This is a genomic window from Anabaena sp. FACHB-1391, assembly GCF_014696755.1.
GTDB classification, from domain to species: Bacteria; Cyanobacteriota; Cyanobacteriia; order Cyanobacteriales; family Nostocaceae; genus Dolichospermum; species Dolichospermum planctonicum.
In genome coordinates, this window is sequence record NZ_JACJQS010000013.1 from 87,804 (window position 1) to 111,594 (window position 23,791).

19 protein-coding genes and 1 tRNA gene are annotated in these 23,791 nt (G+C 39.7%); 12 read left to right on the forward strand and 8 right to left on the reverse strand.

The annotated features are described in order from the left end of the window. Positions 1-36 precede the first annotated feature (36 nt). Positions 37-555 carry an adenine phosphoribosyltransferase gene (locus tag H6F62_RS08555; protein ID WP_137907006.1) on the reverse strand — a complete coding sequence of 173 codons (519 nt, stop codon included), beginning with the start codon at positions 553-555 and terminating at the stop codon, positions 37-39. Between the two features lie 228 nt (positions 556-783). On the opposite strand from H6F62_RS08555, the gene H6F62_RS08560 reads away from it, so the two are divergent. Further along, positions 784-1,419 (forward strand): DUF3038 domain-containing protein, encoded by a 636-nt coding sequence (locus tag H6F62_RS08560; protein WP_137907007.1) that lies wholly within the window; start codon positions 784-786, stop codon positions 1,417-1,419. Between the two features lie 202 nt (positions 1,420-1,621). After that, positions 1,622-3,088 (forward strand): DUF4335 domain-containing protein, encoded by a 1,467-nt coding sequence (locus tag H6F62_RS08565; protein WP_137907008.1) that lies wholly within the window; start codon positions 1,622-1,624, stop codon positions 3,086-3,088. Between the two features lie 308 nt (positions 3,089-3,396). On the opposite strand, the gene H6F62_RS08570 is transcribed toward H6F62_RS08565, so the two are convergent. From H6F62_RS08570 to H6F62_RS08580, 3 genes are all read right to left on the reverse strand, one after another. After that, positions 3,397-5,667, reverse strand: a complete 2,271-nt coding sequence (locus tag H6F62_RS08570; protein ID WP_137907009.1) for a transglycosylase domain-containing protein — start codon at positions 5,665-5,667, stop codon at positions 3,397-3,399. Positions 5,668-5,675: 8 nt separating this feature from the next. Then, positions 5,676-6,137: a signal peptidase II gene (lspA, locus tag H6F62_RS08575; RefSeq protein ID WP_137907010.1), complete on the reverse strand. Its 462-nt coding sequence runs from the start codon at positions 6,135-6,137 to the stop codon at positions 5,676-5,678. Between the two features lie 76 nt (positions 6,138-6,213). Beyond that, entirely contained in the window at positions 6,214-6,801 is a 588-nt protein-coding gene (locus H6F62_RS08580; RefSeq protein ID WP_137907011.1) for a biotin transporter BioY, read from the reverse strand. Between the two features lie 125 nt (positions 6,802-6,926). On the opposite strand from H6F62_RS08580, the gene pstS reads away from it, so the two are divergent. The 4 genes from pstS to pstB all read left to right on the forward strand — a co-directional run bounded on the left by pstS (position 6,927) and on the right by pstB (position 10,978). Further along, the gene (gene pstS / locus H6F62_RS08585) at positions 6,927-8,066 is read left to right on the forward strand and encodes a phosphate ABC transporter substrate-binding protein PstS (protein WP_190371807.1); all 1,140 of its coding nucleotides are present in this window, start codon (positions 6,927-6,929) and stop codon (positions 8,064-8,066) included. Between the two features lie 147 nt (positions 8,067-8,213). Beyond that, positions 8,214-9,164: a phosphate ABC transporter permease subunit PstC gene (gene pstC / locus H6F62_RS08590; RefSeq protein ID WP_137907013.1), complete on the forward strand. Its 951-nt coding sequence runs from the start codon at positions 8,214-8,216 to the stop codon at positions 9,162-9,164. A 92-nt stretch (positions 9,165-9,256) separates the two neighbouring features. After that, positions 9,257-10,138 carry a phosphate ABC transporter permease PstA gene (gene pstA, locus H6F62_RS08595; RefSeq protein WP_190371808.1) on the forward strand — a complete coding sequence of 294 codons (882 nt, stop codon included), beginning with the start codon at positions 9,257-9,259 and terminating at the stop codon, positions 10,136-10,138. Between the two features lie 33 nt (positions 10,139-10,171). Further along, the gene (pstB, locus tag H6F62_RS08600; RefSeq protein ID WP_137907015.1) at positions 10,172-10,978 is read left to right on the forward strand and encodes a phosphate ABC transporter ATP-binding protein PstB; all 807 of its coding nucleotides are present in this window, start codon (positions 10,172-10,174) and stop codon (positions 10,976-10,978) included. 95 nt (positions 10,979-11,073) lie between these two features. Here the strand turns inward: pstB and H6F62_RS08605 are convergent. The 3 genes from H6F62_RS08605 to H6F62_RS08615 form a co-directional block, all read right to left on the reverse strand. Beyond that, positions 11,074-11,145 (reverse strand) — tRNA-Lys (locus H6F62_RS08605). 139 nt (positions 11,146-11,284) lie between these two features. Further along, positions 11,285-11,797 carry a L,D-transpeptidase gene (locus tag H6F62_RS08610; RefSeq protein WP_190371809.1) on the reverse strand — a complete coding sequence of 171 codons (513 nt, stop codon included), beginning with the start codon at positions 11,795-11,797 and terminating at the stop codon, positions 11,285-11,287. Between the two features lie 87 nt (positions 11,798-11,884). Further along, positions 11,885-12,523 (reverse strand): bifunctional 4-hydroxy-2-oxoglutarate aldolase/2-dehydro-3-deoxy-phosphogluconate aldolase, encoded by a 639-nt coding sequence (locus tag H6F62_RS08615; protein WP_137907017.1) that lies wholly within the window; start codon positions 12,521-12,523, stop codon positions 11,885-11,887. Between the two features lie 139 nt (positions 12,524-12,662). Between H6F62_RS08615 and H6F62_RS08620 the strand changes: the two genes are divergently transcribed. The 5 genes from H6F62_RS08620 to panD all read left to right on the forward strand — a co-directional run bounded on the left by H6F62_RS08620 (position 12,663) and on the right by panD (position 16,519). Beyond that, complete coding sequence (locus H6F62_RS08620) at positions 12,663-13,841, forward strand: MFS transporter (protein ID WP_190371810.1); 1,179 nt, start codon at positions 12,663-12,665, stop codon at positions 13,839-13,841. Between the two features lie 287 nt (positions 13,842-14,128). Continuing rightward, on the forward strand, positions 14,129-14,911 hold the full coding sequence (locus H6F62_RS08625) for a DUF4231 domain-containing protein (protein WP_137907019.1): 783 nt from the start codon (positions 14,129-14,131) through the stop codon (positions 14,909-14,911). 153 nt (positions 14,912-15,064) lie between these two features. Further along, on the forward strand, positions 15,065-15,253 hold the full coding sequence (locus tag H6F62_RS08630) for a hypothetical protein (RefSeq protein ID WP_137907020.1): 189 nt from the start codon (positions 15,065-15,067) through the stop codon (positions 15,251-15,253). A 195-nt stretch (positions 15,254-15,448) separates the two neighbouring features. Further along, a complete protein-coding gene (locus H6F62_RS08635) occupies positions 15,449-15,961 on the forward strand; it encodes an inorganic diphosphatase (RefSeq protein ID WP_168359066.1) in 513 nt (170 codons plus the stop codon). A 168-nt stretch (positions 15,962-16,129) separates the two neighbouring features. Further along, complete coding sequence (gene panD / locus H6F62_RS08640) at positions 16,130-16,519, forward strand: aspartate 1-decarboxylase (protein WP_168359065.1); 390 nt, start codon at positions 16,130-16,132, stop codon at positions 16,517-16,519. A gap of 9 nt (positions 16,520-16,528) precedes the next feature. Here panD and H6F62_RS08645 read toward each other — a convergent pair whose 3' ends face one another. Further along, complete coding sequence (locus H6F62_RS08645) at positions 16,529-17,197, reverse strand: dienelactone hydrolase family protein (RefSeq protein ID WP_190371811.1); 669 nt, start codon at positions 17,195-17,197, stop codon at positions 16,529-16,531. 1,684 nt (positions 17,198-18,881) lie between these two features. Between H6F62_RS08645 and H6F62_RS08650 the strand changes: the two genes are divergently transcribed. Beyond that, positions 18,882-23,791: DUF4347 domain-containing protein (locus tag H6F62_RS08650; RefSeq protein ID WP_190371812.1), on the forward strand; the 4,910-nt coding region annotated here is incomplete at its 3' end.

A 23,791-nucleotide genomic window follows, 5' to 3' on the forward strand; every position in this document is an offset into this window, starting at 1 on the left:
TTGTCAACTGTTAATTATGTTTTGTTAATATTTTTGTTAATATTCAACTAGTGAGATAATCGGGACATCAGGTAAGTTTTTCCGACCTTGTAAATCCCGTAGTTCGATAATAAACCCAAAGCCGACAAGTTCGCAGTCAATTTTTTGTACTAATTTTGCCGTTGCACTTGCAGTTCCTCCAGTAGCAATCAAATCATCCACAATCAAAACCTTGCTACCCGGCTGTAAAGCATCCTGATGTACTTCCAGGGTATCTGTACCATACTCTAATTGATATTCAATAGCGTGAACTGCTGCTGGTAACTTGCCTTTTTTGCGAACGGGAACAAAACCAGCACCCAATTTATAGGCCACAGGCGCGCCGAAAATAAATCCCCGCGACTCCATACCGATAATGTAGTCTACCTGAATTTCAATTTCTGAGCATTTTTGTGCTAAAAAGTCAATAGTATAACGCAATCCCTCTGGATCGCTTAATAGAGTAGTGACATCTCGAAATAAAATCCCCGGCTTAGGAAAATCTGGTATATCACGAATTAGCGATTTTAAATCCATATTTGAGAACACTCTTTTGTGAGAGAAAAATTTTCCTGAAGATCAAGAAATATCTTACCCTATAATGTCATACCCTGGATACTAGTAAAGCCGTGAAGTCAAAAGTCAAGAGTCAAGAGTCAAGAGTCAAGAGTCAAGAGTCAAGAGTCAAGAGTCAAGAGTCAAGAGTCAAGAGTCAAGAGTCAAGAGTCAATAACTTGATTGGAAACCCATAAGGTATTTTATAGAATGAATGTCGCAGCTAATCTTAAACCTGTAAACATAAATAGCCCCCAAAATTCCCAGGGAATACATGAGATTTTGGATACTTTACCAGATCCAGCCATCCATGGACAGGTATGTCCACGGAAAACTAGAACAGAAATAGATCTAATGTTACTAGCAATTGAAGCCTTAGAACTGGGCGGTTCGGAAGCGATTTTGTCTTTAGCTGAAGAATTAGACCTGAAAGGAATTATCAAAAATCGGGTAAACTTATGGCGGATGAGAGCTTCTAACCCCATGCGGAAAGCGCATAGTCGCCGCCCTTTAGATATTTTAGAGGCTAAAGCCTTAGTAGTGATTGCTTGCTACATTGCTAGGCGGTTAACAGTTACCATCCGTCAACTACTAACTATATACCAACAATTAGACCAAAAGCAGATTCCCCTAGAACAAAATTTAAGATTAGCTAATTACCTAGAAAGGTTTAGAGCGCATTTTAAAAGTCGGATGAATTACCGTCGTTCCGGTGTAATAGCATTAAATTCTGATGATAAATTAGATGAACTAGCTATAAACCTATTAGGAAAATTACTATTTTGCACAGGTACAGCGGGAATGCAGCGGTACTGGATTTCTCTTTTTGATGGTGAAGTAGAGTAAAGAAAAGTCAATAACCCTACCCTAAAAAGGTAGTTAACTAGTTAATTATTTGCTAACTTTCGCCAACTAACGCTATGATTCTCTCATGGCATACATACCACTCGGAAAATGTTTAATTTAACGACATTGAGTCATTAAATTAAACGCGCTATCCCTCCCCTGGTTGCTTCGCACCAACCAGGAGTATCTCGCAGAAAACAAGATGAATATCCAACGTAAATATAGTTTGCCTAATTGTACCCTGCTCCTAGAAGGGTTAAGCGACATAACACGGACGGCTAACTTTCAAGAACTGCGTCCAGAACTATCTATACTGGTAAATGCAGAATGCTATTTATCCAGTCACACTCAACCCATAGTTGGGGGCAGGGAATTTTTTGAAAGTTTAGTTACAGCCGTCAGTAATTACGTCCAAGAGGTTTTAGCCCAAGAAGTTTTAAGTAAAATACCAGGATACCATAGTCAAAAATTTGACAATCAAAATCAGGAATCAGAGTTAGTAGAATTACAAAAAATAGACGGTAACAGTCACAGATTAATTGTGCATTCGGAAATCACACAAGACAACCTTGGAGGGAACACTAACGAAGGAAAACCCATTGAAATTATCCTGAACACAGTCCAATTATTTGATTTAGTTGAAGCTGTAGATCAGTTTTTTGCTGATAGCCAAACTTTACCAGAATTATGCTTAGAATTGCACCCAGTTACCCACAGCTATGGTGGTTCAAGTCAAATTTTCCGCAAACAAGCAATTCCAGCGACAGTAGGCATATCCAGTCTAGCCTTGGCCGCATTAGCCTGTTTCTTGATTCCTATCCCTCAAGTCCGTCCACCGGAAGTCAAACCGGAGGAACAGTCCAGCGCTACAATACCCACAACTGCACCTCAAGCATCAACCTCTGCCCCCCTTAATCCCCCCTTGCCAAAGGGGGAGGCAGCAACCCCCATAGCCACAGAAACGACTGCTCCTATTGTAGCTAAAGATTTAGAAGCACTTTTAAAGACTGTACCAGAGATCACAGATTCATCCCAATTACGGGCATTAAATCGCCAAGTTTATAATCAAATTAATCCAGCTTGGACAAATCGCTCAGAATTACCAGAGGATTTAGTTTATCGTTTAGGTGTCGCTGCTGATGGTAGTATTATTGGTTACAAATCTGTTAATCGGGCGGCCAGTGATGCAATAGAAAAAACACCACTGCCTAAACTGCTGTATAATCCTGCCAATGCAAAAGCCAATGAATCCATTGCTCAATTCAAAGTCGTCTTTACTCAAACAGGTATTTTACAAATTAGTCCTTGGGGAGGATACGCTAAAACACCCGAAGTAGTTGGCGAGAAAATTACTGAAACCAGTCAAATCAAAGATCTAAATCAAAAGTTGTATAGTACAATTCGTCAAAATTGGAGTAATCGTCCCACCTTCACCAGTGAATTAAAATATCGAGTCGCTGTGAATAAAGAAGGTGTTATCGCTGACTATGAACCACTTAATCAAGTTGCTTTTGACCATTTTCGAGAAACACCTCTTCCCCAGCTATTTCAATCGGTTTATGGATCGAATGTAGCCGCACCGAACAACAAAGAACCTCTTGCTCATTTTAAAGTAGTATTTACACCTAAAGGTGAATTAGAAGTAACTCCTTTCTCAGGATACAGATAAGTAGTCGTGCAAAATAAATTTCATATTCAGGAGAGGTGACAGGTGACAGGTGAGAGGTGAGAGGTGACAGGTTAGAGGTGACAGGTGACAGGTGACAGGTGACAGGTGACAGGTTAGAGGTGAGAGGTGACAGGTGACAGGTTAGAGGTGACAGGTTAGAAGTGACAGGTGCTACGCCACGGGGACAGACGAGAGATACAGAGATTTCTTTCTATCGTTTTCGCAAATGTGCAATTAATTTTGCCCAGGTACTTAATTGTCGGTTGGGTTGTCTGTGGGGAAACAATCATCCCCCTGTTACCTAAACTCTACTTAGTAATTTTACCCATATAATTACCCCAAAGTTGTGCGGCTTGGGCGCTGCTACCAGATGTCGGGGAATTATTATCGTTTCCTAGCCAAATACCGGTAACAAGTTGACGACTGGGAATAAAGCCAATAAACCAGAGATCAACATTATCATTTGTTGTCCCGGTTTTACCTGCTTCCCCTAAACCAATAGCCGCGCTACGTCCTGTCCCATTACTAATTACCCCCTGCATTAAAGTAGTCATTTGATTGGCAACTGCTGGTTTTAGCACTTGTTTATTACCATCTGGATTTTGATCAAAAGAGTAAATAACACGACAGGTTTCTCTATCTTTGAGATTCTGACAGTCACTACTGTCCAAAATTCTACTAATAGCATGAGGAGGATTCCAGACCCCACGATTACCAATTGCCCCAAAAGCACCGGTCATTTCTAAAACATTAACTACACTTTGACCTAAGACCAAACCGGGTACTTGTTCAAGATTAGACCTCACACCCAAACGCTGGGCCATGTCCACCACTTTATTCAAGCCAATTTCCTTCGCTACCCGTAAAGCTATAGGATTTTCTGAAAGTGCCAAACCAGTAGCTATGTCTAAACTACCACCAGCGCCAGCCCGGCAGGGTTTATAGGTAAAGCCTTGCCAACGTAAGGGATTACAGGAATAACTTGTATAAGGAGAAATACCTTTTTCTAGGGCCGCAGCGTAGGCAAAAATTTTAAAAGTAGAACCGGGTTGTCGTTGGGCTTGTACAGCGCGATTAAACTGGCTTTTTCTGTAATCAGTCCCCCCCACCATAGCCACAATACTGCCAGTTTTCGAGTTCAGAGTTACCAACCCCCCTTGAGAAAAACCCAAATTTGAGCCGGCTTGAGAAATGGACTTTTTTAACTCGATTTCAGCCTGAGCTTGAATACCCGGATCTAATTGGGTTTCAATGATATAGTTACCTTCTCTGGCCGCAGCCGGACCGAGTTTTGATATCAGTTCTTGAAAGACATAATCATAAAAATATGGTGCAATGGTTTTAGCTTGTGTTTCGCAGACTTTAGGACTGATTTGCACCGTCGAACGGCGGGCCCGGTTAGCTTCTGCTTGGGTAATTTTACCCATTTCCAGCATTCGTTTCACGACTCGATTTCGATAATCAGCAGCTCCGAGTTTGCGCGGACCTGTTCCACAAAAATCAAAGGCATTGGGAGCGGGCAAAATTCCTACTAAAGTCGCTGCTTCTGCTAGAGTTAATTCCTTGGCTGATTTACTGAAATAATATTTAGCAGCATCCTCAAAACCTGAGGTATCTGCACCTAAAAATACCCGGTTTAAGTAAGTTAGTAAAATATCATCTTTGCTGTAAAACGTTTCTAATTTGAGGGAGACAACAACTTCTTTTAATTTGCGTTCTAAGGAATCTTGACTACCGACATATTCACGGAATAAACTGCGAGCTACTTGTTGGGTAACTGTACTCGCTCCTTGTTGAAAATCACCGCTACGACTGTTAATGAATACGGCTCGCAACACACCCAAAGGATCTACACCAAAGTGCCAATAATAACGACTATCCTCGGAAGCGACCACAGCAGCAGCCAAATAGGGTCCAAAGTCGGATAACTTTTTTAAATCTACGTGAGCGATATTCCGAGGTTCACGGAGTGGGGTTGAGCCATCACGAGCATAGACAACCACGGGAGCCCGTGTGGCTGTAGGTAAGGGTCTAACGGAAAATTTTAGCCATTCCGCACCTATAGCTAAAGCTGTCAACGCAGTGACACCAACAACACCATAAGCTGTCCACGTAGCAGCTTGCTGATGCCAAGGGGGTGGATCAATGTATTCCAGACGTACAGAAGCGGCTAGTTCGGGGGGACCCAAGGTAATTACATCACCATGGCGCATTTCCAGGGCATTTATCCGTCTTTTGCCAAGATATATGCCATTGGTGGAGTTTTCATCCTTGATGGTGAAAATGGGAGAGTTTTGGGTAGAATCCCGCGACAGTGAGAGATGAATTTGGCTGACAACTTGGTTACGGACGACGATATCACAGGATTTAGAACTACGTCCCAGAAGATAGCGATCGCCTAATAACGGATATTCTAAGGTTTGATTGACTCCGGCATCATAGACCAATAGTTTCGGTACTTTGGCATTGGGTTTGAGTGCCAACTTGGAAAAATCAACTCTAGCTTGAATGGTATTTACTGCTTGAGTCAGTTGACCAAGTAGAGTTTTTGGCTTTTGAGGAGATTGGGGTGAACTCATAAACAATTTTAGTGGCTTGGTGTTTTTTGCCATGAGGCAATTAACAGGCAGACAATTCCTACACTAATAAAAGAATCAGCCATATTAAATACGGCAAAATTAATTAACCGAAAATCGAGGAAGTCAACGACGTACCCCAATCTAAATCTATCAATACCATTGCCTATTGCTCCTCCTAAAATCAAACCATAACCCACTTGATCCCAAAAACTTAACAATGGTCCGCACAATGCAATGGTGATCAATATTAAACTTACACCTAAAGATAGCCAGCGTAACCACTCTACTTTGCCACTTAACAAACTAAAAGCTGCTCCTGTATTGGTAACATAAGTGAAATGAAATATATTCCGCAGTAATGGCAGTGTTTGTCCTAATTTAAAGGTTTGCACTACCCAGTATTTTGTTAGTTGATCTAATGAGAATGCCATAGAAGCAGCAATCCAGAAGTAGCGGTTTTTTATACCCATGATAAATTTTTCGGTTGTCTGTTGTCCGTTGTCCGTTGTTTTTCTTGATTGATGACTAATGACCAATAACCACTGACTAATAAAACATTATATGTCGTAGCACATAGGCTACTATGGTGACAGCACAAACAACTACTAGTTGTCCTGGTAGTGCAAAGCAAGAGTATTTAAGAATAGCCTGCATCAGAGATAGATTTTCTGTTGCTTTCCAGGGCAAAATATAACTGATAGTTAAATAAGCAATACCGCATAAGTGAACAGTTAATAAGCCACAAATACAACTAAAAGCTAGAGTTTCCAGTCGGGGTCTAGCTTTAAAAGCTAAATAACCACAAATCCAAGCTCCAGGAATAAAACCCAATAAATACCCAAACTGAGATAGTTTAACATAACCGATACCGCCTCCTTCTGCAAATACAGGTAATAAGGTTAATCCCATGACTAAATAGGCAATTTGTGAGAGCGCCCCAGAATTTTGACCTCCTAAACAACCTACCAGCAGCACTGCACCAATTTGATAGCTGACACCTAATGAAAGGGTTTGAATTCCGTGCTGACTCCAGTTCCAAGGAGAGGTAAGACCATAAGCTTCTAGGAAAGTACCACCCATTGTCAGGAGCAAGCCTATCATAGACCATAGTAGTTGATTCGATGCAGCAAACATTTATTCGGTGATAGGGTTGATTGACATGAGGGGAATAAATAGATTTTTTCGTTTCTTAACCGCTGGTTTACCTTTTATTGGTATGTTGGTAACGTTTATCTCAAACTTAACAAAAATTAACACTAATGCTATTACGTTCTGATGCAATCAAAAATCATCGCTTTACAGCTTCAATATCCATATTAGCACTAGCGTTCAGTCTATCTGCTTGCGGCCAAAACTCGTCAGAAAATAATAAAACCTCTAGTTCTGATAAACTAGACTTAGGGGGTAATGTGGAGTTAACGGGTGCTGGTGCTTCTTTTCCTTCACCACTGTATCAAACTTGGTTTGCGGAATTAAATAAAAAATATCCCAATTTAAAAGTTAACTATCAGTCGGTTGGTAGTGGCGCTGGTGTTGAACAGTTTACTAAAGGAACAGTAGATTTTGGTGCCAGTGATGTGGCCATGAAGGATGAAGAAATTCAGGAGATACCCGCAGATAAAGGTGTAATATTATTACCTGTTACTGCCGGGAGTATTGTCCTCGCTTATAATTTACCAGATGTTCCTCAACTCAAACTACCACGAACAGTTTATACTGATATTTTACTAGGTAAAATCAAATCTTGGGATGATCCGGCGATCGCCAAAGCCAATCCTGGTGCTAAATTACCAAAAGAGGCAATTAAAGTCATTTATCGTGCTGACGGTAGCGGTACTACAGGTGTTTTTACCAAACATCTTAGCGCCATTAGTCCAGAATGGAAAACTCAAGTAGGTGACGGGAAAAGTGTAAAATGGCCTGTAGGCATTGGCGCGAAAGGAAATGAAGGTGTTACCGCTCAAATTCTCCAAACTCCTGCTTCCATTGGTTATATTGAATATAGCTACGCTAAACAAAGTAATCTCAAATTTGCATCTTTAGAAAATAAAGCCAAACAGTTTGTTTCCCCTTCTGAAGAGTCAGCATCAAAAACCTTAGCATCTGTGACTTTACCAGAGAATCTTCGCGTTTTTATTTCTGACCCAGAAGGTGCAGATTCTTACCCAATTGTTACTTACACTTGGATTCTGGCATATAAAAAATATACTGATGCTAACAAAGCTAAAGCCGTAGAAGCAACTATTGAGTATGCTTTAACAGATGGACAAAAGTTAGCGGCTGAGTTAGGGTATGTTCCTTTACCAGTAAATGTAATTGCCAAAGTGGCGGCAGCAGCTGATAAAATTAGTTCTGACTATAAAATTTCTGTTGGTGCTAATTCTCAACCTGGCAAGTAAGCAAAAATTTAATTTTAGCATACTTGATTTTCGGCATTATTCCTCATTTAAGTCTTACAATCCTGATTTTTTAACTAAACCGTGTTGGTTTTTAGGAGACTTAATTTTTTGGTATTATTCCCGATTTAACTCTTACAATCCGTATTCATGGCTACAAATTTTTTAGAAACTGCCTTGGCAGCAAAAAAGCGCTCTGAAATGGACAGAAATCTAGATCGGAGCTTTATTTGGTTAACTCGGATTTTTGCTCTGGCAATTGCTGCTACTTTATTATGGATTGCTTTACAAGTTGCCATTGCTGCTTGGCCTGCTATCCAAAAATTCGGGATTAATTTCCTAATGGGCAGTAGTTGGAATCCTGTTAATAATGAGTATGGGGTACTACCTGCTATTTACGGAACTCTGATGAGTTCTTTGATTGGACTAATTTTAGCAGTTCCTATTGGTGTGGGAACGGCGATTTTATTGAGTGAGGATTTTCTTCCTTCTCAAGTAAGATTGGTACTAGTATTTTTAGTAGAACTGCTGGCCGCTATTCCTAGTGTTGTTTATGGAGTCTGGGGAATTTTTGTTTTAATCCCAATTTTAACTAATTTGGGTAAATGGCTGCATCATTATCTCGGTTGGCTACCAATTTTTAGCTCCTCTCCCACAGGTCCTGGAATGCTACCCGCCGGGGTAATCTTAGCAATTATGACTTTACCAATCATTACTGCTATTTCTCGTGATGCTTTAATTTCTGTACCTTCTAGTTTACGTCAAGCGGCGCTAGGAATTGGTGCAACCCGTTGGGAAACCATTTTTCAAGTTATTATCCCTGCGGCTTTTTCTGGTATTGTCAGTGCGGTAATGTTGGCTCTGGGTAGAGCTATGGGTGAAACCATGGCTGTAACAATGTTAATCGGCAATGCCAATAATATCAATATCTCTTTTTTAGCACCATCTAATACCATTTCTTCTCTACTAGCAAATCAGTTTGCTGAAGCTAGTGGCTTACAAGTTTCTGCTTTAATGTATGCAGCTTTAGTTCTATTTATATTGACGCTAATAGTCAATATTCTAGCAGAGTTTATTGTGACGCGCGTACAAAGACTATAAATTTAATATTCAATATTCGGCTCTCCGACTTCTTAAAGAAGTTGGGTATATATCTGGAATCTGTCTTGTACAATACAGTAATAGGTTAGATTATGACTTCTTCTTTTCCGCAAAGAAGCCTGACTCGTTCCCCTTTGTCTTCTCGGACATTATTTAATACGGTGATGACTGTATTAGCTTTTATATGTGGAATATTGGCACTTATTCCTTTGTTAGCAGTGCTTTATTATGTGATAATTAGAGGATTTAGTAGCTTAAATTTAAGTGTTTTCACTCAACTACCACCAGCCCCTTTTGCCAAAAATGGCGGGTTTGGTAATGCTATTTTGGGAACACTTTTAATGGTAGGTATTGGGGCTATAATTAGTGTTCCTTTTGGTGTATTGGCGGCAATTTATTTAACTGAGTTTAGTTCCCCAAAATTTGCTAGATGGATACGTTTTGCTACTAATGTCCTCAGTGGTGTTCCCTCGATTATTGCTGGGGTGTTTGCCTATGGAATTGTTGTTTTAACGTTGGTTAAGCTGAATTTAGGCTCTTACTCAGCTTTGGGAGGTGGATTTGCCTTAGCAATTTTGATGCTACCTATTATCGTCAGAACTACTGATGAAGCTTTGCAGTTAGTACCTCAAGATCTACGCCAAGCGTCCGTAGGACTAGGTGCAACTAATTTCCAAACTGTGTCACAGGTGGTATTACCTACTGCTTTACCTGCTATTATGACTGGTTGTACATTGTCTATAGCTCGCGCTGCTGGAGAAACAGCACCATTGATATTTACGGCTCTTTTCTCTTCTTTTTGGCCAGATAGCATTCTCAAACCTACAGCTTCTCTAGCAGTTCTAGTGTACAACTTTGCTACTTCTCCTTACCAAAGTTGGCAATCTTTAGCTTGGGCGGCTTCTTTAATACTAGTATTAATGGTGTTAATTACTAGTATTATTGCTCGTTGGGTGACTAGAAACAAGATCTAAACTCATCTCGAACCATTCCCTAATCAAGTATTTATGGTAACAAAAATTAGCACAATGAATAGAGCTAAAACGGTTTTAAGCACAGAAAACCTGAATATTTATTATGGCAACTTCTTGGCTGTACAAAATGTTTGGCTAGATATTCCTAAAAATCGGGTAACGGCTTTTATTGGACCTTCCGGTTGTGGTAAAAGTACATTATTGCGATGTTATAATCGTCTGAATGATTTAATTGAATCATTTCGAGCTGAAGGTAAGATTTATTTCTATGATCAAAACCTCTATGCACCAAATATTGACCCTGTAGAGGTACGGAGACGCATTGGTATGGTGTTTCAAAGACCAAATCCATTTCCAAAGTCAATTTACGAAAATATTGCCTTTGGTGCGAGAATTAATGGCTATAGGGGTGATATGAATGAGTTGGTGGAACGGAGTTTGCGACAAGCGGCTTTATGGGATGAAGTTAAGGACAAATTGCGACAAAATGGTTTATCTTTATCTGGTGGACAACAACAACGTTTATGTATTGCCAGAGCGATCGCAGTGCAACCAGAAGTTATACTTATGGATGAACCATGTTCTGCACTTGACCCTATTTCTACTGCACGGGTTGAAGAACTGATTCACGAACTCAAGGAACAATATACCATCGTTATTGTTACCCACAATATGCAGCAAGCAGCACGAGTTTCCGATAAGACAGCATTTTTTAACGTTAAAGCTTCTGAAAAAGGTGGTCGCACAGGTTATTTAGTGGAATATGAAGCTACAGAATTAATTTTCAATCATCCACAACAAGAAGATACGAAAGCCTACATTAGTGGTAGATTTGGTTAGTGCTAGATTTGGCGTTACTGAGTGAAAGTATAAATTATGTTTTCTTCTGTTGTTTCCTTCAATCTCCAATTCAGCAATGTTCTAGATTTGATTAGTGGGTGAGGAGGGAATCGAACCCGCAACCAATTGATTAAGAGTCAACTGCTCTACCGTTGAGCTACTCACCCGCTGATAAAACCATGATATCAGACTTTTGAGTTTCGCGCTAGTGTTGCAGCTAAAAAACTGGCAGCAACTGAAAACAGCGGAAATTGGATGATCAAAGCGGTTTGATCTATTTGGAATTTAAAATTCAGGATTTTTGATCTATTCTTGAATTACTACTGGTGTTCCTAGATTAGCCCAATTAAATAACCGTTTAGCCTGATTAAGTGCAAGATTAACACAACCATGGCTTACCGGTGTACCAAACTTATTGTGCCAATATGCTCCATGAATAGCATAGCCATTTTGATAATACATAGTATAGGGAACATTGGCAATATCATATCCCCTACCACGCATCCGAGTTTTTTTAAACTTGCTTTGAATCTTAAATATACCAGTACGAGTAGGTGTAGATTGTTTTCCCGAAGAAATAGTTGCTTTATATACAGGTTTATCCCCTTCCCACGCAATCAGACGTTGTTGGGAAAGATTAATTTGAATCCAACGCTGATGAGATTTTTTCAGTTTTTGAACAATTGTAGGAACTTTCTGTGGTGGAGATTTTGCCCACATTTCGTCAGCAGTATAATCAAATATAGTAGTATAAGCTACTGTACCCACCAATAATATTTTTAATAGATGTATCCTGTGAAAATAAATCAAACCTTTCATAGTGAATACCCTGATAGACAATTGGCTAAAATTCGTTCAAGAACTTTGATTCTAATTCAGTCTATTTGTACTGATTTTACCACTAATTTAACTTCTGGATAACTTCTGGATGAGTGCTTTTGCTTGTTCGGTAATCTCATGCCAATTTTCCTCTAATATCCATTTTTTTGGGAATAATTCCCCACTTAAGCCTACAGCTATTGCCCCAACCTTTAAAAAATCTTCAGCATTTTCTAAGGTTACACCTCCGGTAGGAATTAAGGGAATATGTCCCAGGGGTCCTTGTAAACTTTTGATGTAATTACTTCCCCCCACTGCTTGGACGGGAAACACTTTCACACAAGTAGCGCCATAATTCCAAGCGGTAATAATTTCCGTCGGTGTCAATGCACCGGGAATTATCGGTATATTTGCCGCTACTGCGGTTTTAATCATCACGGGATCAGTATGGGGACTAAAGAGAAATTGACACCCACAAGCGATCGCCTCTTGTAATTGCTGGACGTTAAATAAAGTACCAGTACCAATCAGACAGCCCGGTAATTCAGTGCGGAGTTGGGAAATTAACTCAGGTGCGCGATCGCTATTCCAGGTAATTTCAATTAGTCTCATACCCCCAGATGCTACCGCTAAAGCCATTTTTTTACCCCAGTCCATTTTTGGGGCGCGAACTACAGCGATCGCTCGGTGTATCTTTAATTGTGATAACCAAATTTGATTAAGCATTTTCACTATATATATAGTAGTAAATAGAGATGTTCTTCTTTCTGTAATTTACACTTCATGAATTTCAGGAGCAGTAAGTAAAAAGTCTCATTAATGGTAAAATAACTAAAGTAGCATTAATAAATAAGTTTAATTGACAATGAATCGCATTTTTTGGATTACTGCTTTAATTGCCTTTATTAACTCCTTGAGTTTTACAATTTTAATCCCCATTATTTATCTTTATGGTAAACAATTTGGTTTAAATGATTTCCAAACTAGTTTATTGTTTTCTACCTACTCTATTGCTCAATTTTTTGCCACTCCTGTAATTGGTAAACTCTCTGATAGATTTGGACGTAAACCATTATTAATAATTAGTTTAGCAGGAACAGTAATTGCTAACACCATAGCCGGTACTGCCACAACAGCAATCTTACTATTTTTCGCCAGATTTTTAGATGGGATTACCGGGGGAAATGTTGCCGTTGCCCAAGCAGTGATTTCTGATGTCACCATGCAAAAAAATCGCGCTCAAGCCTTTGGAATTTATGGTGCAGCCATGGGCTTAGGCTTTATTATCGGTCCAGTTATGAGTTTATTAGCACAACAAATTTCTTTAGGAACAGCATTTTTAGTCTCTGGTGCAGTTGCTATGATAGCCATGTTAATGACCATATTCTTGTTACCAGAAACCTTAGAAAACAAATCTCCAAAGTTTAGTAATATTTTGGATTTAGGATTGGAAAATTTAATTAAAGGGTTTGCTATGCCAGGAGTGGGCATTTTACTATTAATTAACTTTTTGACTGGGATAACATTTACCATGTTTACCTATGCCTTTCAACCCTATTTTATTCAAGTTCTACATCAAAATAATCAATCTTTAACCCTCCTATTTCTAGTATTTGGCACTTTAGCAGTCATTATGCAAACTTGGGGAATATCGGTTCTCCGTCCTAAATTTAATGTGGTTAAGATATTATTTTTAGGTTTATTCGTTCGCAGTTTATCATTTCTCTTAATGCCCCTTTGGCCTAGTATCACCTATTTTGTCATAATTAGCATATTATTTGCCTTGTTTAATGCCCTCGTCCAACCTATGATTAGTACATTAATTTCTCTTAATGCTAAACCACAAGATCAGGGAACTGTTTTAGGGTTAAACGCATCTTATTTAAGTATTTCTAATGGTATTGGTCCAGTGATAGCCGGTATGATGGTTAAACAATCCCAACCAGTGACCTATGGCTATCCTTTATACATAGCAGGTATTTTGACCTTTGTGGTTTTAGCCTTAGCAATAGCTACACGCAAAAGATACAGCACTGCTATTTAATGGGTGAAATATAACTGTTTAACTCAGATTAAAGCAGGATTTAATCAAAACAAATGTTAAATAAACTTAAATAATTGTCAACCAAAATTTATTCATATCCTTGAAAACAATTGTCAAGTCAAGGTTTTTACTTATATTCTGGAAAATGTTACTGCTTACAGCATCTTGTCAAGAATACTACCTTTGTGTAATATGAATTATTGGTTGTAAAAATACTTTTTACAACGAGTTTCCTCACTCGTCAACTCAACATTACCACAATAACTACAACTACACCGGGTAAAAATATGCTGTTTTTTTTGAAGTTGATTGATTATTTATTAGTCGCAGTTGCGATCGCATCATTTGCTATTATTTATTTTGATTCTAGCAATCAAGAATATGTAATCGCTGCCTCCGTTGCTTTAACTCTTGCTATTGGTTTGTTTATCTTCAATAGACAATCAGTAAATAGCGCCAAAAAGAAAGCAGAAAAAAATCAAATGTCAAAAAAAGCTAAACTTTATACATCTTTGTTAAGCAAAGATACTCAATTAGACCATAACACAGTTTTGCCAGCACGAGCTAAAGCTTTAGAATATAGTCAAGAATTGATTGACGATTATAAAAGTTCTAGGGATCTTAACAGAACTTTATACTACGTTTTGCAAATTTCTACCGTAATTCTCTCAGGTGTGACACCAATTTTAGTTCTAGTTGATAAATTAGAAGCAGGACAGCCGTGGTTAAAATGGCTACCTGTTATCTGTCCAGCAGTTGCTTCCATTGTGGCTAGTGTCGTCACATCATTTCCCTTTGAAAAAAATTGGATGGCGGCTAACACAGCGGTGGAATTGTTAGAATCTGAACAGGAAAAGTTTATTTTAGGAATCACTCCAGCCTATCGTTGTTATGATATTCCAGAAGAGGATAAACAACAACAAAAAATTAGTCAGGCTGTAGAACTATTTATTAATCAAGTCAATAGCATTCACTTGCCGCAAGTACAACAAAAAACTGATTCAGACCCCGCAAATACAGAAAAACAAGACGCACCAAAACCAGAAGAAGCAACTACAGAAAAAAAGTAGCCCCATAGTCGGGACTAATTGGGTGCAGAATCTGCACCCAAATGTCAGATATTCCTGACATTGCGGTTTATAGTCAAAAAATAGGTAGAATGGTGATACATACTCTCCAAAAGAGAGCCAACCTACCAGTGATCTGATTAACTGCAACTTTGTATGAATTTAAATAGCCAGTCTGCCAATTCTTGTGATACATCTTCCCAGCGCTTGGCAGACATTGTGGGAACAATGATCGCTCTGATAACTCTGATTTTACCAGTATTTATCATTGCCCACTACTCTTCACCCAATGTTGAAAACAATCAGCCCTCTTTAACTTATAACCTATCTAACACCGGAGATTAAATACAAATAATAGACATCTGTTAAGTAATAATACTTATGATTAGCACCGAAAAAACTTAACAAGAATTAACGTTTCACAGAATTTACAACAGTTAACCAGGAATTTTGAGGAAAAGATCCACAATGCCTTAAAATTTGACACTGGGAGCAAAAATATCTGCTGCCCCTGTTCACTGTTAATATAGGAGTTTTATTGTGGATTTATCTCTTATTCCTGCCCAACCCAAACCAGGTGTACTTAACGTCTTAATTGAAATTGCTGGTGGGAGTAAAAATAAATATGAATACGATAAGGATTTACAAGCATTTGCCTTAGATCGCGTTCTCTATTCTTCGGTAAAGTATCCTTATGACTATGGTTTTATCCCTAACACCTTGGCAGACGATGGCGATCCTTTAGATGGTATGGTGATCATGGATGAGCCAACTTTCCCCGGTTGCATCATTGCTGCTAGACCAATTGGTTTTTTAGAAATGATTGATGGTGGTGATCGTGATGAAAAAATTCTTTGTGTTCCCGTCAAAGATCCACGCTATGCTCATGTAAAGTCCCTCAAAGATGTATCCCCCCACAAATTAGAGGAAATTGCGGAATTTTTCCGTAGTTACAAGAATTTGGAAAAAAAGGTAACACAAATTCTCGGTTGGCAAGATGTGGAAAAAGTAGCCCCCTTAGTAGAAAAGTTTATTCAGGCTGCTCAAGGATAATCTAGTATTTCCCATGCAAGTGAGGTACAAGAAGTCATAATTAAACGCAAGTACCTCATGAGACAAGGATTCGCTATATAATGGGTAATGGTAATATCAATTACTAATTACCCCCTAAATCAATAATTGTGGAATCATTCTGGTTGCAAAAAAAAATTTTTAATCCCAATGCAGCGTACTTTCTTGTTAGCAAAAATTCATAACTGTACCCTCACAGGAGCAAATATTAATTATGTGGGTAGTATCAGCATTGACGAAATTCTCTTAGAAAAAGCTGGTATCTTTCCCTATGAGCAAGTACAAGTAGTGAATATTGCTAATGGTGAGCGTTTTACTACTTATGCTATACCTGCGGTAGCTAATTCAGGAGCTATAGAATTAAATGGAGCAGCAGCACGTTTAGGTGTAGTAGGCGATCGCTTGATTATTATGACTTACGGCCAGTTTACCATAGAAGAGTTAAAATGTCACTCTCCTACTGTTGTGATTGTGGATGCAAAAAACCAGTTATTAGAAGTGCGAAATTATGCTGCTGGGGAAGCGAGGGAAGAGGTGTAAGTCCTGTTGTTATTTGAGGTAGTGTGTAAACCATTCCCTTGCTAAATGTGCTACAGCCGCCAATTTACCTGGTTCTGCAAATAAATGTGTGGCTCCAGGAACAATCTCCAACCGTTTGATTGAGTGTAACTGTGCCATTGCATCCTCATTAATCGCTATTACAGGCAGATCATCACCACCAACAATCAACAATGTTGGCGCTTTGACTTGAGGTAATGCTGAACCACCTAGGTCAGGTCGTCCACCACGAGAAACAATAGCCTTCACAACTTCTCCCCGTTTTGCAGCAGCCACAAGAGCCGCACCCGCACCCGTACTAGCACCAAAGTAACCTATCTTGAGTTGTTGGGTATCTGGGTTCTGTAGCAGCCAGTCCGTAGCTCCAACTAAGCGAGATGCTAACAAACCAATATCAAAGCGTAAATGTCTTGTCCGCAGGTCAATTTCTTCCTCTTCCAGAGTCAGCAAATCAAGTAATAAAGTTGCCAGTCCTGCTTGTTGTAATACCTCAGCAACATAACGATTACGGGGACTGTAACGACTGCTACCACTACCATGGGCAAATAAAACTATCCCGATAGCGCCATGGGGGATCACCAAATTACCCTCTAGGTTCACATCACCTGTGATCACTGATACCAGTTGTTCCTGGGGGTCCTGTATGAATGTTCTATCCATAACCAATAAATCAAGAATTACTTGTGCTATTAACCCGATAATTCCTTTTTAATAATTCCCATAATTTTATACATCCATCTTTAATCAGTTGACAGGGAACAGGGAACAGGGAACAGGGAACAGGGAACAAAACGCAAAAAATTTGCTTTTCAAGTATTGACAAAGGATTTTAAAAATGTTATCCTTATATTGATAAGGAAGAACTATCGTAAATTATTTATAGTAGGGTGTGTTAGCGACAGCGTAACGCACCATTAGTATAGACTTTGGGTGTAGGATAGCGATAGCGAAGCGCTGCTGCAAGCAGTTCGCTATATAATATAGTAGGGTGTGTTAGCGACAGCGTAACGCACCATTAGTATAGACTTTGGGTATAGCATAGCGATAGCGAAGCGCTGCTGCAAGCAGTTCGCTATATAATATAGTAGGGTGTGTTAGCGACAGCGTAACGCACCATTAGTAAAGACTTTGGGTATAGCATAGCGATAGCGAAGCGCTGCTGCAAGCAGTTCGCTATATAATATAGTAGGGTGTGTTAGCGACAGCGTAACGCACCATTGGTGAAGACTTTGGGTGTAGCATAGCGATAGCGAAGCGCTGCTGCAAGCAGTTCGCTATATAATATAGTAGGGTGTGTTAGCGACAGCGTAACGCACCATTGGTAAAGACTTTGGGTGTAGCATAGCGATAGCGAAGCGCTGCTGCAAGCATTTCGCTATATAATATAGTAGGGTGTGTTAGCGACAGCGTAACGCACCATTGGTGAAGACTTTGGGTGTAGCATAGCGATAGCGAAGCGCTGCTGCAAGCAGTTCGCTACATTATAGTTATATAATGCTACATTATAGTTATATAATATAGTAACGCACCATTTTAAATCATTATCCTGTAAATCCTTTCATCCTGGATATCCTGATTCTGACAAATGTAAAAGCATAAATGTTACCAGAGTATATAGTAACCCACCATCTTTAATCATCATCAGAAAATCCCCCTCCTCATCCTGTAAATCCTTTCATCCTGGATATCCTGATTCTGACAAATGTAAAAGCATAAATGTTACCAGAGTATATAGTAACCCACCATCTTTAATCATCATCAAAAAATCCCCATCTTCATCCTGTAAATCCTTTCATCCTGGATATCCTGATTCTGACAAATGTAAAAGCATAAATGTTACCAGAGTATATAGTAACCCACCATCTTTAATCATCATCAAAAAATCCCCATCTTCATCCTGTAAATCCTTTCATCCTGGATATCCTGATTCTGACAAATGTAAAAGCATAAATGTTACCAGAGTATATAGTAACCCACCATCTTTAATCATCATCAGAAAATCCCCATCTTCATCCTGTACATCCTTTCATCCTGGATATCCTGATTCTGACAAATGTAAAAGCATAAATGTTACCAGAGTATATAGTAACGCACCATATTAAATCATTATCCTGTACATCCTTTCATCCTGGATATCCTGATTCTGACAAATGTAAAAGCATAAATGTTACCAGAGTATTATGTATATGACACTAATTAACACATATTAAATCTAAAAAAATACGGTTGTACTTCTGACTTTAATCAATTACAATCATATTGTGACAAGGTTTTATTACGTGAAGTTGCTCATTTTCTACCTTATATAACAAAAACCTACAGTACCAGGTGCAAAGGAAAAAATATGTTTAACAACTCTTTCCTCCGTCAAACCGCAACAACAATTGTTTTTATAGATGCCTCCCTTTCCGACTATCACACCCTCCAAACAGGAATTATCGAGGGCGTAAAAACAGTTATTATTTCTCCAAATCAAGACGGAATTGAGCAAATTAGCCAAATTTTACAACAACATCCCCACATCACCACCATTCACATCCTTTCCCACGGTGCGCCTGGATGCTTATATTTAGGCAATAGTCAATTAAACTTAACCAATATTCATAATTACACCCAACAATTACAACAGTGGCAACCTCAGAATATTTTACTATATGGTTGTAACGTCGCTGCCGGAGACGCTGGGGCAGAATTTATTCACAAATTACATCAAATTACCAACGCCACCATTAGCGCCTCCACCACAAAAACCGGCAATGCAGCATTAGGGGGAAATTGGCAGTTAGAGGTGAATATTCCCGTTACAGAGACGTTCCATGGAACGTCTCTACATTTGTCAGATATTGTTGCAGACACCCTCACCAGCTACCAGGGAGTATTTGCACCCACATTAGTGGGAGAGTGGGATTTTCTCAGCTATGCCTATGCTGTGACAGTGGTAGGTAACTATGCCTACGCTGTGGGGGATACACTAGACATCATTGATATTACTGACCGAGCCAAACCCGTTGTCAAGGGAAGTTACAATATTTATTCTGGTCAAGGTGTGCAAGTAGTCGGTAACTATGCTTACGTAGCTGATGGGTATTCAGGACTACAAATCATTGATATCAGCAACCCCACTACCCCCACCCTCAAGGGCAATTATAATACATCTGGCTATGCTTATGGTGTGCAAGTAGTCGGTAACTACGCTTACGTAGCTGATGATGGTGGACTACAAATCATAGATATTAGCAACCCCACTACCCCCACCCTCAAGGGCAATACATCTGGCTATGCTAGTGATGTGCAAGTAGTCGGTAACTATGCTTACGTAACTGGTTTTAATTCAGGACTACAAATCATAGATATTAGCAACCCCACTACCCCCACCCTCAAGGGCAATTATGATACATCTGGCTATGCTTGGGGTGTGCAAGTAGTCGGTAACTATGCTTACGTAGCTGATAGTTGGTCAGGACTACAAATCATAGACATCAGCAACCCCACTACCCCCACCCTCAAGGGCAATTATAATACATCTGGCAATGCTGAAGGTGTGCAAGTAGTCGGTAACTATGCTTACGTAGCTGATGGTTGGTCAGGACTACAAATCATAGACATCAGCAACCCCTCTAACCCCACCCTCAAGGGCAATTATGATACATCTGGCTATGCTTTTGGTGTGCAAGTAGTCGGTAACTATGCTTACGTAGCTGATGATTGGTCAGGACTACAAATAATAGACATCAGCAACCCCACAACCCCCACACTCAAAGGCAATTATTATACATCTGGTGCTGCTATAGGTGTGCAAGTAGTCGGTAACTATGCTTACGTAGCTGATGGTGATTCAGGACTACAAATCATAGACATCAGCAACCCCACTACCCCCACCCTCAAGGGCAATTATGATACATCTGGCTATGCTTATGGTGTGCAAGTAGTGGGTAACTACGCTTATGTAGCTGATTATGGTTCAGGACTACAAATCATAGACATCAGCAACCCCACAACCCCCACACTCAAAGGCAATTATTATACATCTGGCTATGCTTATGGTGTGCAAGTAGTGGGTAACTACGCTTATGTAGCTGATTATGGTTCAGGACTACAAATCATAGACATCAGCAACCCCACAACCCCCACACTCAAAGGCAATTATTATACATCTGGTGCTGCTATAGGTGTGCAAGTAGTCGGTAACTATGCTTACGTAGCTGATGGTGATTCAGGACTACAAATCATTGACATCAGCAACCCCACAACCCCCACCCTCAAAGGCAATTATGATACATCTGGCAATGCTTTAGGTGTGCAAGTAGTCGGTAACTATGCTTATGTAGCTGATCATGAAGGTGGCTTAAAGATTATTAATGTCAGTGAGTTTACTGGTAACGCCAACCAAGCACCCACTAACCTCACACTCTCCACCAGCACAATTGCAGAAAACCAAATTATTGGTACAGTAGTGGGTAATCTCACCACCACAGACCCAGATACAGCAAACACCTTTACCTATAGTTTAGTCACCGGGGACGGTGCAACAGATAACAGTTTATTTACCATTACCAATAATCAACTTACCACCAACGCTGTATTTGACTTTGAAACCAAAAACAGTTACAGCATTAGAGTCAAAACCACAGACCAAGATGGGTTATCCTTCGAGAAACAATTAACCATTGGTGTCAGTAACGTTAACGAAACTCCTACTAACCTAACCCTCTCTAATAACACCGTTGCGGAAAATCAAATTATTGGTACAGTAGTGGGTAATCTCACCACCACCGACCCAGACACAGAAAACACCTTTACCTATAGTTTAGTTACAGGAGATATTGCAACAGATAATAGTTTATTTACCATTAGCAATAATCAACTTACCACCAACGCTGTATTTGACTTTGAAACCAAAAACAGTTATATCATTAGAGTACAAACCACCGACCAAGATGGGTTATCCTTCGAGCAACAATTAACCATTGAAATAACTGACCTTAACGAAGACGAAAGCTTTACCATCACACCCCAACAAGATATCATAGATGCTCAAGATGGAAACGACACCATCACCAGCATATTCGCCAATTTACAACAACAAGACACCATTGATGGTGGTAATGGCACAGATACCTTAATTATCACCCAAGGAACAGATAATGATTTTATCTCCATAGATACCAATAACATCACCAATCAATTAGATATTCCTGACACAACAGTATTCGGATTTGAAAACTTTGATTTAAGCAGCTTTACAGGTACAGTCAGCTTTTTAGGGACCGCCGCTAATGATTGGATTAAAAGTGGTACAGGAAACGATGATTTAACTGGTGGAGATGGTGATGATTATCTCAACGGGGGAACAGGTACAGACCTTTTAATCGGTGGTCAAGGAAATGATACCTATGTCGTAGACAATATTGGCGATATCATTTCTGAAGGTTTAAATCGTGGTATTGATACCGTAGAATCTTCCATCACTTGGACCTTAAACACTTGGACATTAAGAAACCTAGAAAACCTAACATTACAGGGAACAACCGCCATTAACGGTACAGGTAACACCCTCAATAATATCATTACAGGTAACGCAGCAGCTAACGTTCTGGCTGGTGGTGCAGGTGCTGATACCCTCATTGGTGGCGCTGGTAATGATACCTACTATGTAGACAATACAGCAGATACCATCACAGAAAACCTGAATGAAGGAACAGATATTGTTTTCAGCATTATTGATTACACATTGGGGGATAACCTAGAAAACCTAACATTACAGGGAACAACTGCGATTAATGGTACAGGTAATGACCTCGATAATATCATTACAGGTAACACTGGTAATAACGTTCTGACTGGTGGTGCTGGTACTGATACCCTCCTTGGTGGTGCTGGTAACGATTCCTACTATGTAGACAATACAGCAGATATCATCACAGAAAATGCTAATGAAGGAACAGATAGCGTTTTCAGCACTGTAACTTACACTCTCAGCACCAACTTAAAAAACTTAACGTTACAGGGAACAACTGCGATTAATGGTACAGGTAATGACCTCGATAATATCATTACAGGTAACACTGGTAATAACGTTCTGACTGGTGGTGCTGGTACTGATACCCTCATTGGTGGTGCTGGTAATGATTCCTACTATATGGACTCCACAGCAGATACCATCACAGAAAACCTGAATGAAGGAACAGATAGCGTTTTCAGCACTGTAACTTATACTTTAACCACCAACTTAGAAAACCTAACGTTACAGGGAACAACTGCGATTAACGGTACAGGTAACACCCTCAATAATATCATTACAGGTAACGAAGCCGATAACGTTATTACCGGTGGTACGGGTGCTGATACCCTCCTTGGTGGTGCTGGTAATGACTCCTATTATGTGGACTCCACAGCAGATATCATCACAGAAAATGCTAATGAAGGAACTGATATTGTTTTCACAACTGTAACCTATACCTTAACCTCCAATACCGAAAACCTAACGTTACAGGGAACAACCGCTATTAACGGTACAGGTAACACCCTCAGTAATATCATTACAGGTAACGCAGCAGCTAACGTTCTTACTGGTGGTACGGGTGCTGATACCCTCATTGGTGGTGCTGGTAATGATACCTACTATGTGGACTCCACAGCAGATACCATCACAGAAAACCTGAATCAAGGAACAGATAGCGTTTTCACAACTGTAACCTATACCCTAACCACCAACTTAGAAAACCTAACGTTACAGGGAACAACCGCTATTAACGGTACAGGTAACACCCTCAATAATATCATTACAGGTAACACTGGTAATAACGTTATTACTGGTGGTGCGGGTACTGATACCCTCCTTGGTGGTGCTGGTAATGATACCTACTATGTGGACTCCACAGCAGATATCATCACAGAATTAGGAGGACAAGGAACAGATAGCGTTTTCAGCAGCGCAGCAACTTACACTCTCAGCACCAACTTAGAAAACCTAACGTTACAGGGAGCAGACCCTATTAACGGTACAGGTAACACCCTCAATAATATCATTACAGGTAACACTGGTAATAACGTTCTTACCGGTGGTACGGGTGCTGATACCCTCCTTGGTGGTGCTGGTAATGATACTTACTATGTGGACAATACAGCAGATAGCATCACGGAATTAGGAGGACAAGGAACAGATAGCGTTTTCAGCACTGTAACTTATACTCTCACCACCAACGTAGAAAACCTGGTTTTACAAGGAACAACCTCTATTAACGGTACAGGTAA

Coding starts and splice junctions, on each gene's coding strand:
- H6F62_RS08625 (WP_137907019.1), top strand. CDS start 14,129: ATGCTGTTTTTTTTGAAGTTGATTGATTATTTATTAGTCGCAGTTGCG.
- pstS (WP_190371807.1), top strand. CDS start 6,927: ATGCTATTACGTTCTGATGCAATCAAAAATCATCGCTTTACAGCTTCA.
- H6F62_RS08630 (WP_137907020.1), top strand. CDS start 15,065: ATGAATTTAAATAGCCAGTCTGCCAATTCTTGTGATACATCTTCCCAG.
- panD (WP_168359065.1), top strand. CDS start 16,130: ATGCAGCGTACTTTCTTGTTAGCAAAAATTCATAACTGTACCCTCACA.
- H6F62_RS08620 (WP_190371810.1), top strand. CDS start 12,663: ATGAATCGCATTTTTTGGATTACTGCTTTAATTGCCTTTATTAACTCC.
- lspA (WP_137907010.1), bottom strand. CDS start 6,137: ATGGGTATAAAAAACCGCTACTTCTGGATTGCTGCTTCTATGGCATTC.
- H6F62_RS08565 (WP_137907008.1), top strand. CDS start 1,622: ATGAATATCCAACGTAAATATAGTTTGCCTAATTGTACCCTGCTCCTA.
- H6F62_RS08555 (WP_137907006.1), bottom strand. CDS start 555: ATGGATTTAAAATCGCTAATTCGTGATATACCAGATTTTCCTAAGCCG.
- pstC (WP_137907013.1), top strand. CDS start 8,214: ATGGCTACAAATTTTTTAGAAACTGCCTTGGCAGCAAAAAAGCGCTCT.
- H6F62_RS08560 (WP_137907007.1), top strand. CDS start 784: ATGAATGTCGCAGCTAATCTTAAACCTGTAAACATAAATAGCCCCCAA.
- H6F62_RS08610 (WP_190371809.1), bottom strand. CDS start 11,797: ATGAAAGGTTTGATTTATTTTCACAGGATACATCTATTAAAAATATTA.
- pstA (WP_190371808.1), top strand. CDS start 9,257: ATGACTTCTTCTTTTCCGCAAAGAAGCCTGACTCGTTCCCCTTTGTCT.
- H6F62_RS08570 (WP_137907009.1), bottom strand. CDS start 5,667: ATGAGTTCACCCCAATCTCCTCAAAAGCCAAAAACTCTACTTGGTCAA.
- H6F62_RS08580 (WP_137907011.1), bottom strand. CDS start 6,801: ATGTTTGCTGCATCGAATCAACTACTATGGTCTATGATAGGCTTGCTC.
- H6F62_RS08615 (WP_137907017.1), bottom strand. CDS start 12,523: ATGCTTAATCAAATTTGGTTATCACAATTAAAGATACACCGAGCGATC.
- H6F62_RS08645 (WP_190371811.1), bottom strand. CDS start 17,197: ATGGATAGAACATTCATACAGGACCCCCAGGAACAACTGGTATCAGTG.
- pstB (WP_137907015.1), top strand. CDS start 10,172: ATGGTAACAAAAATTAGCACAATGAATAGAGCTAAAACGGTTTTAAGC.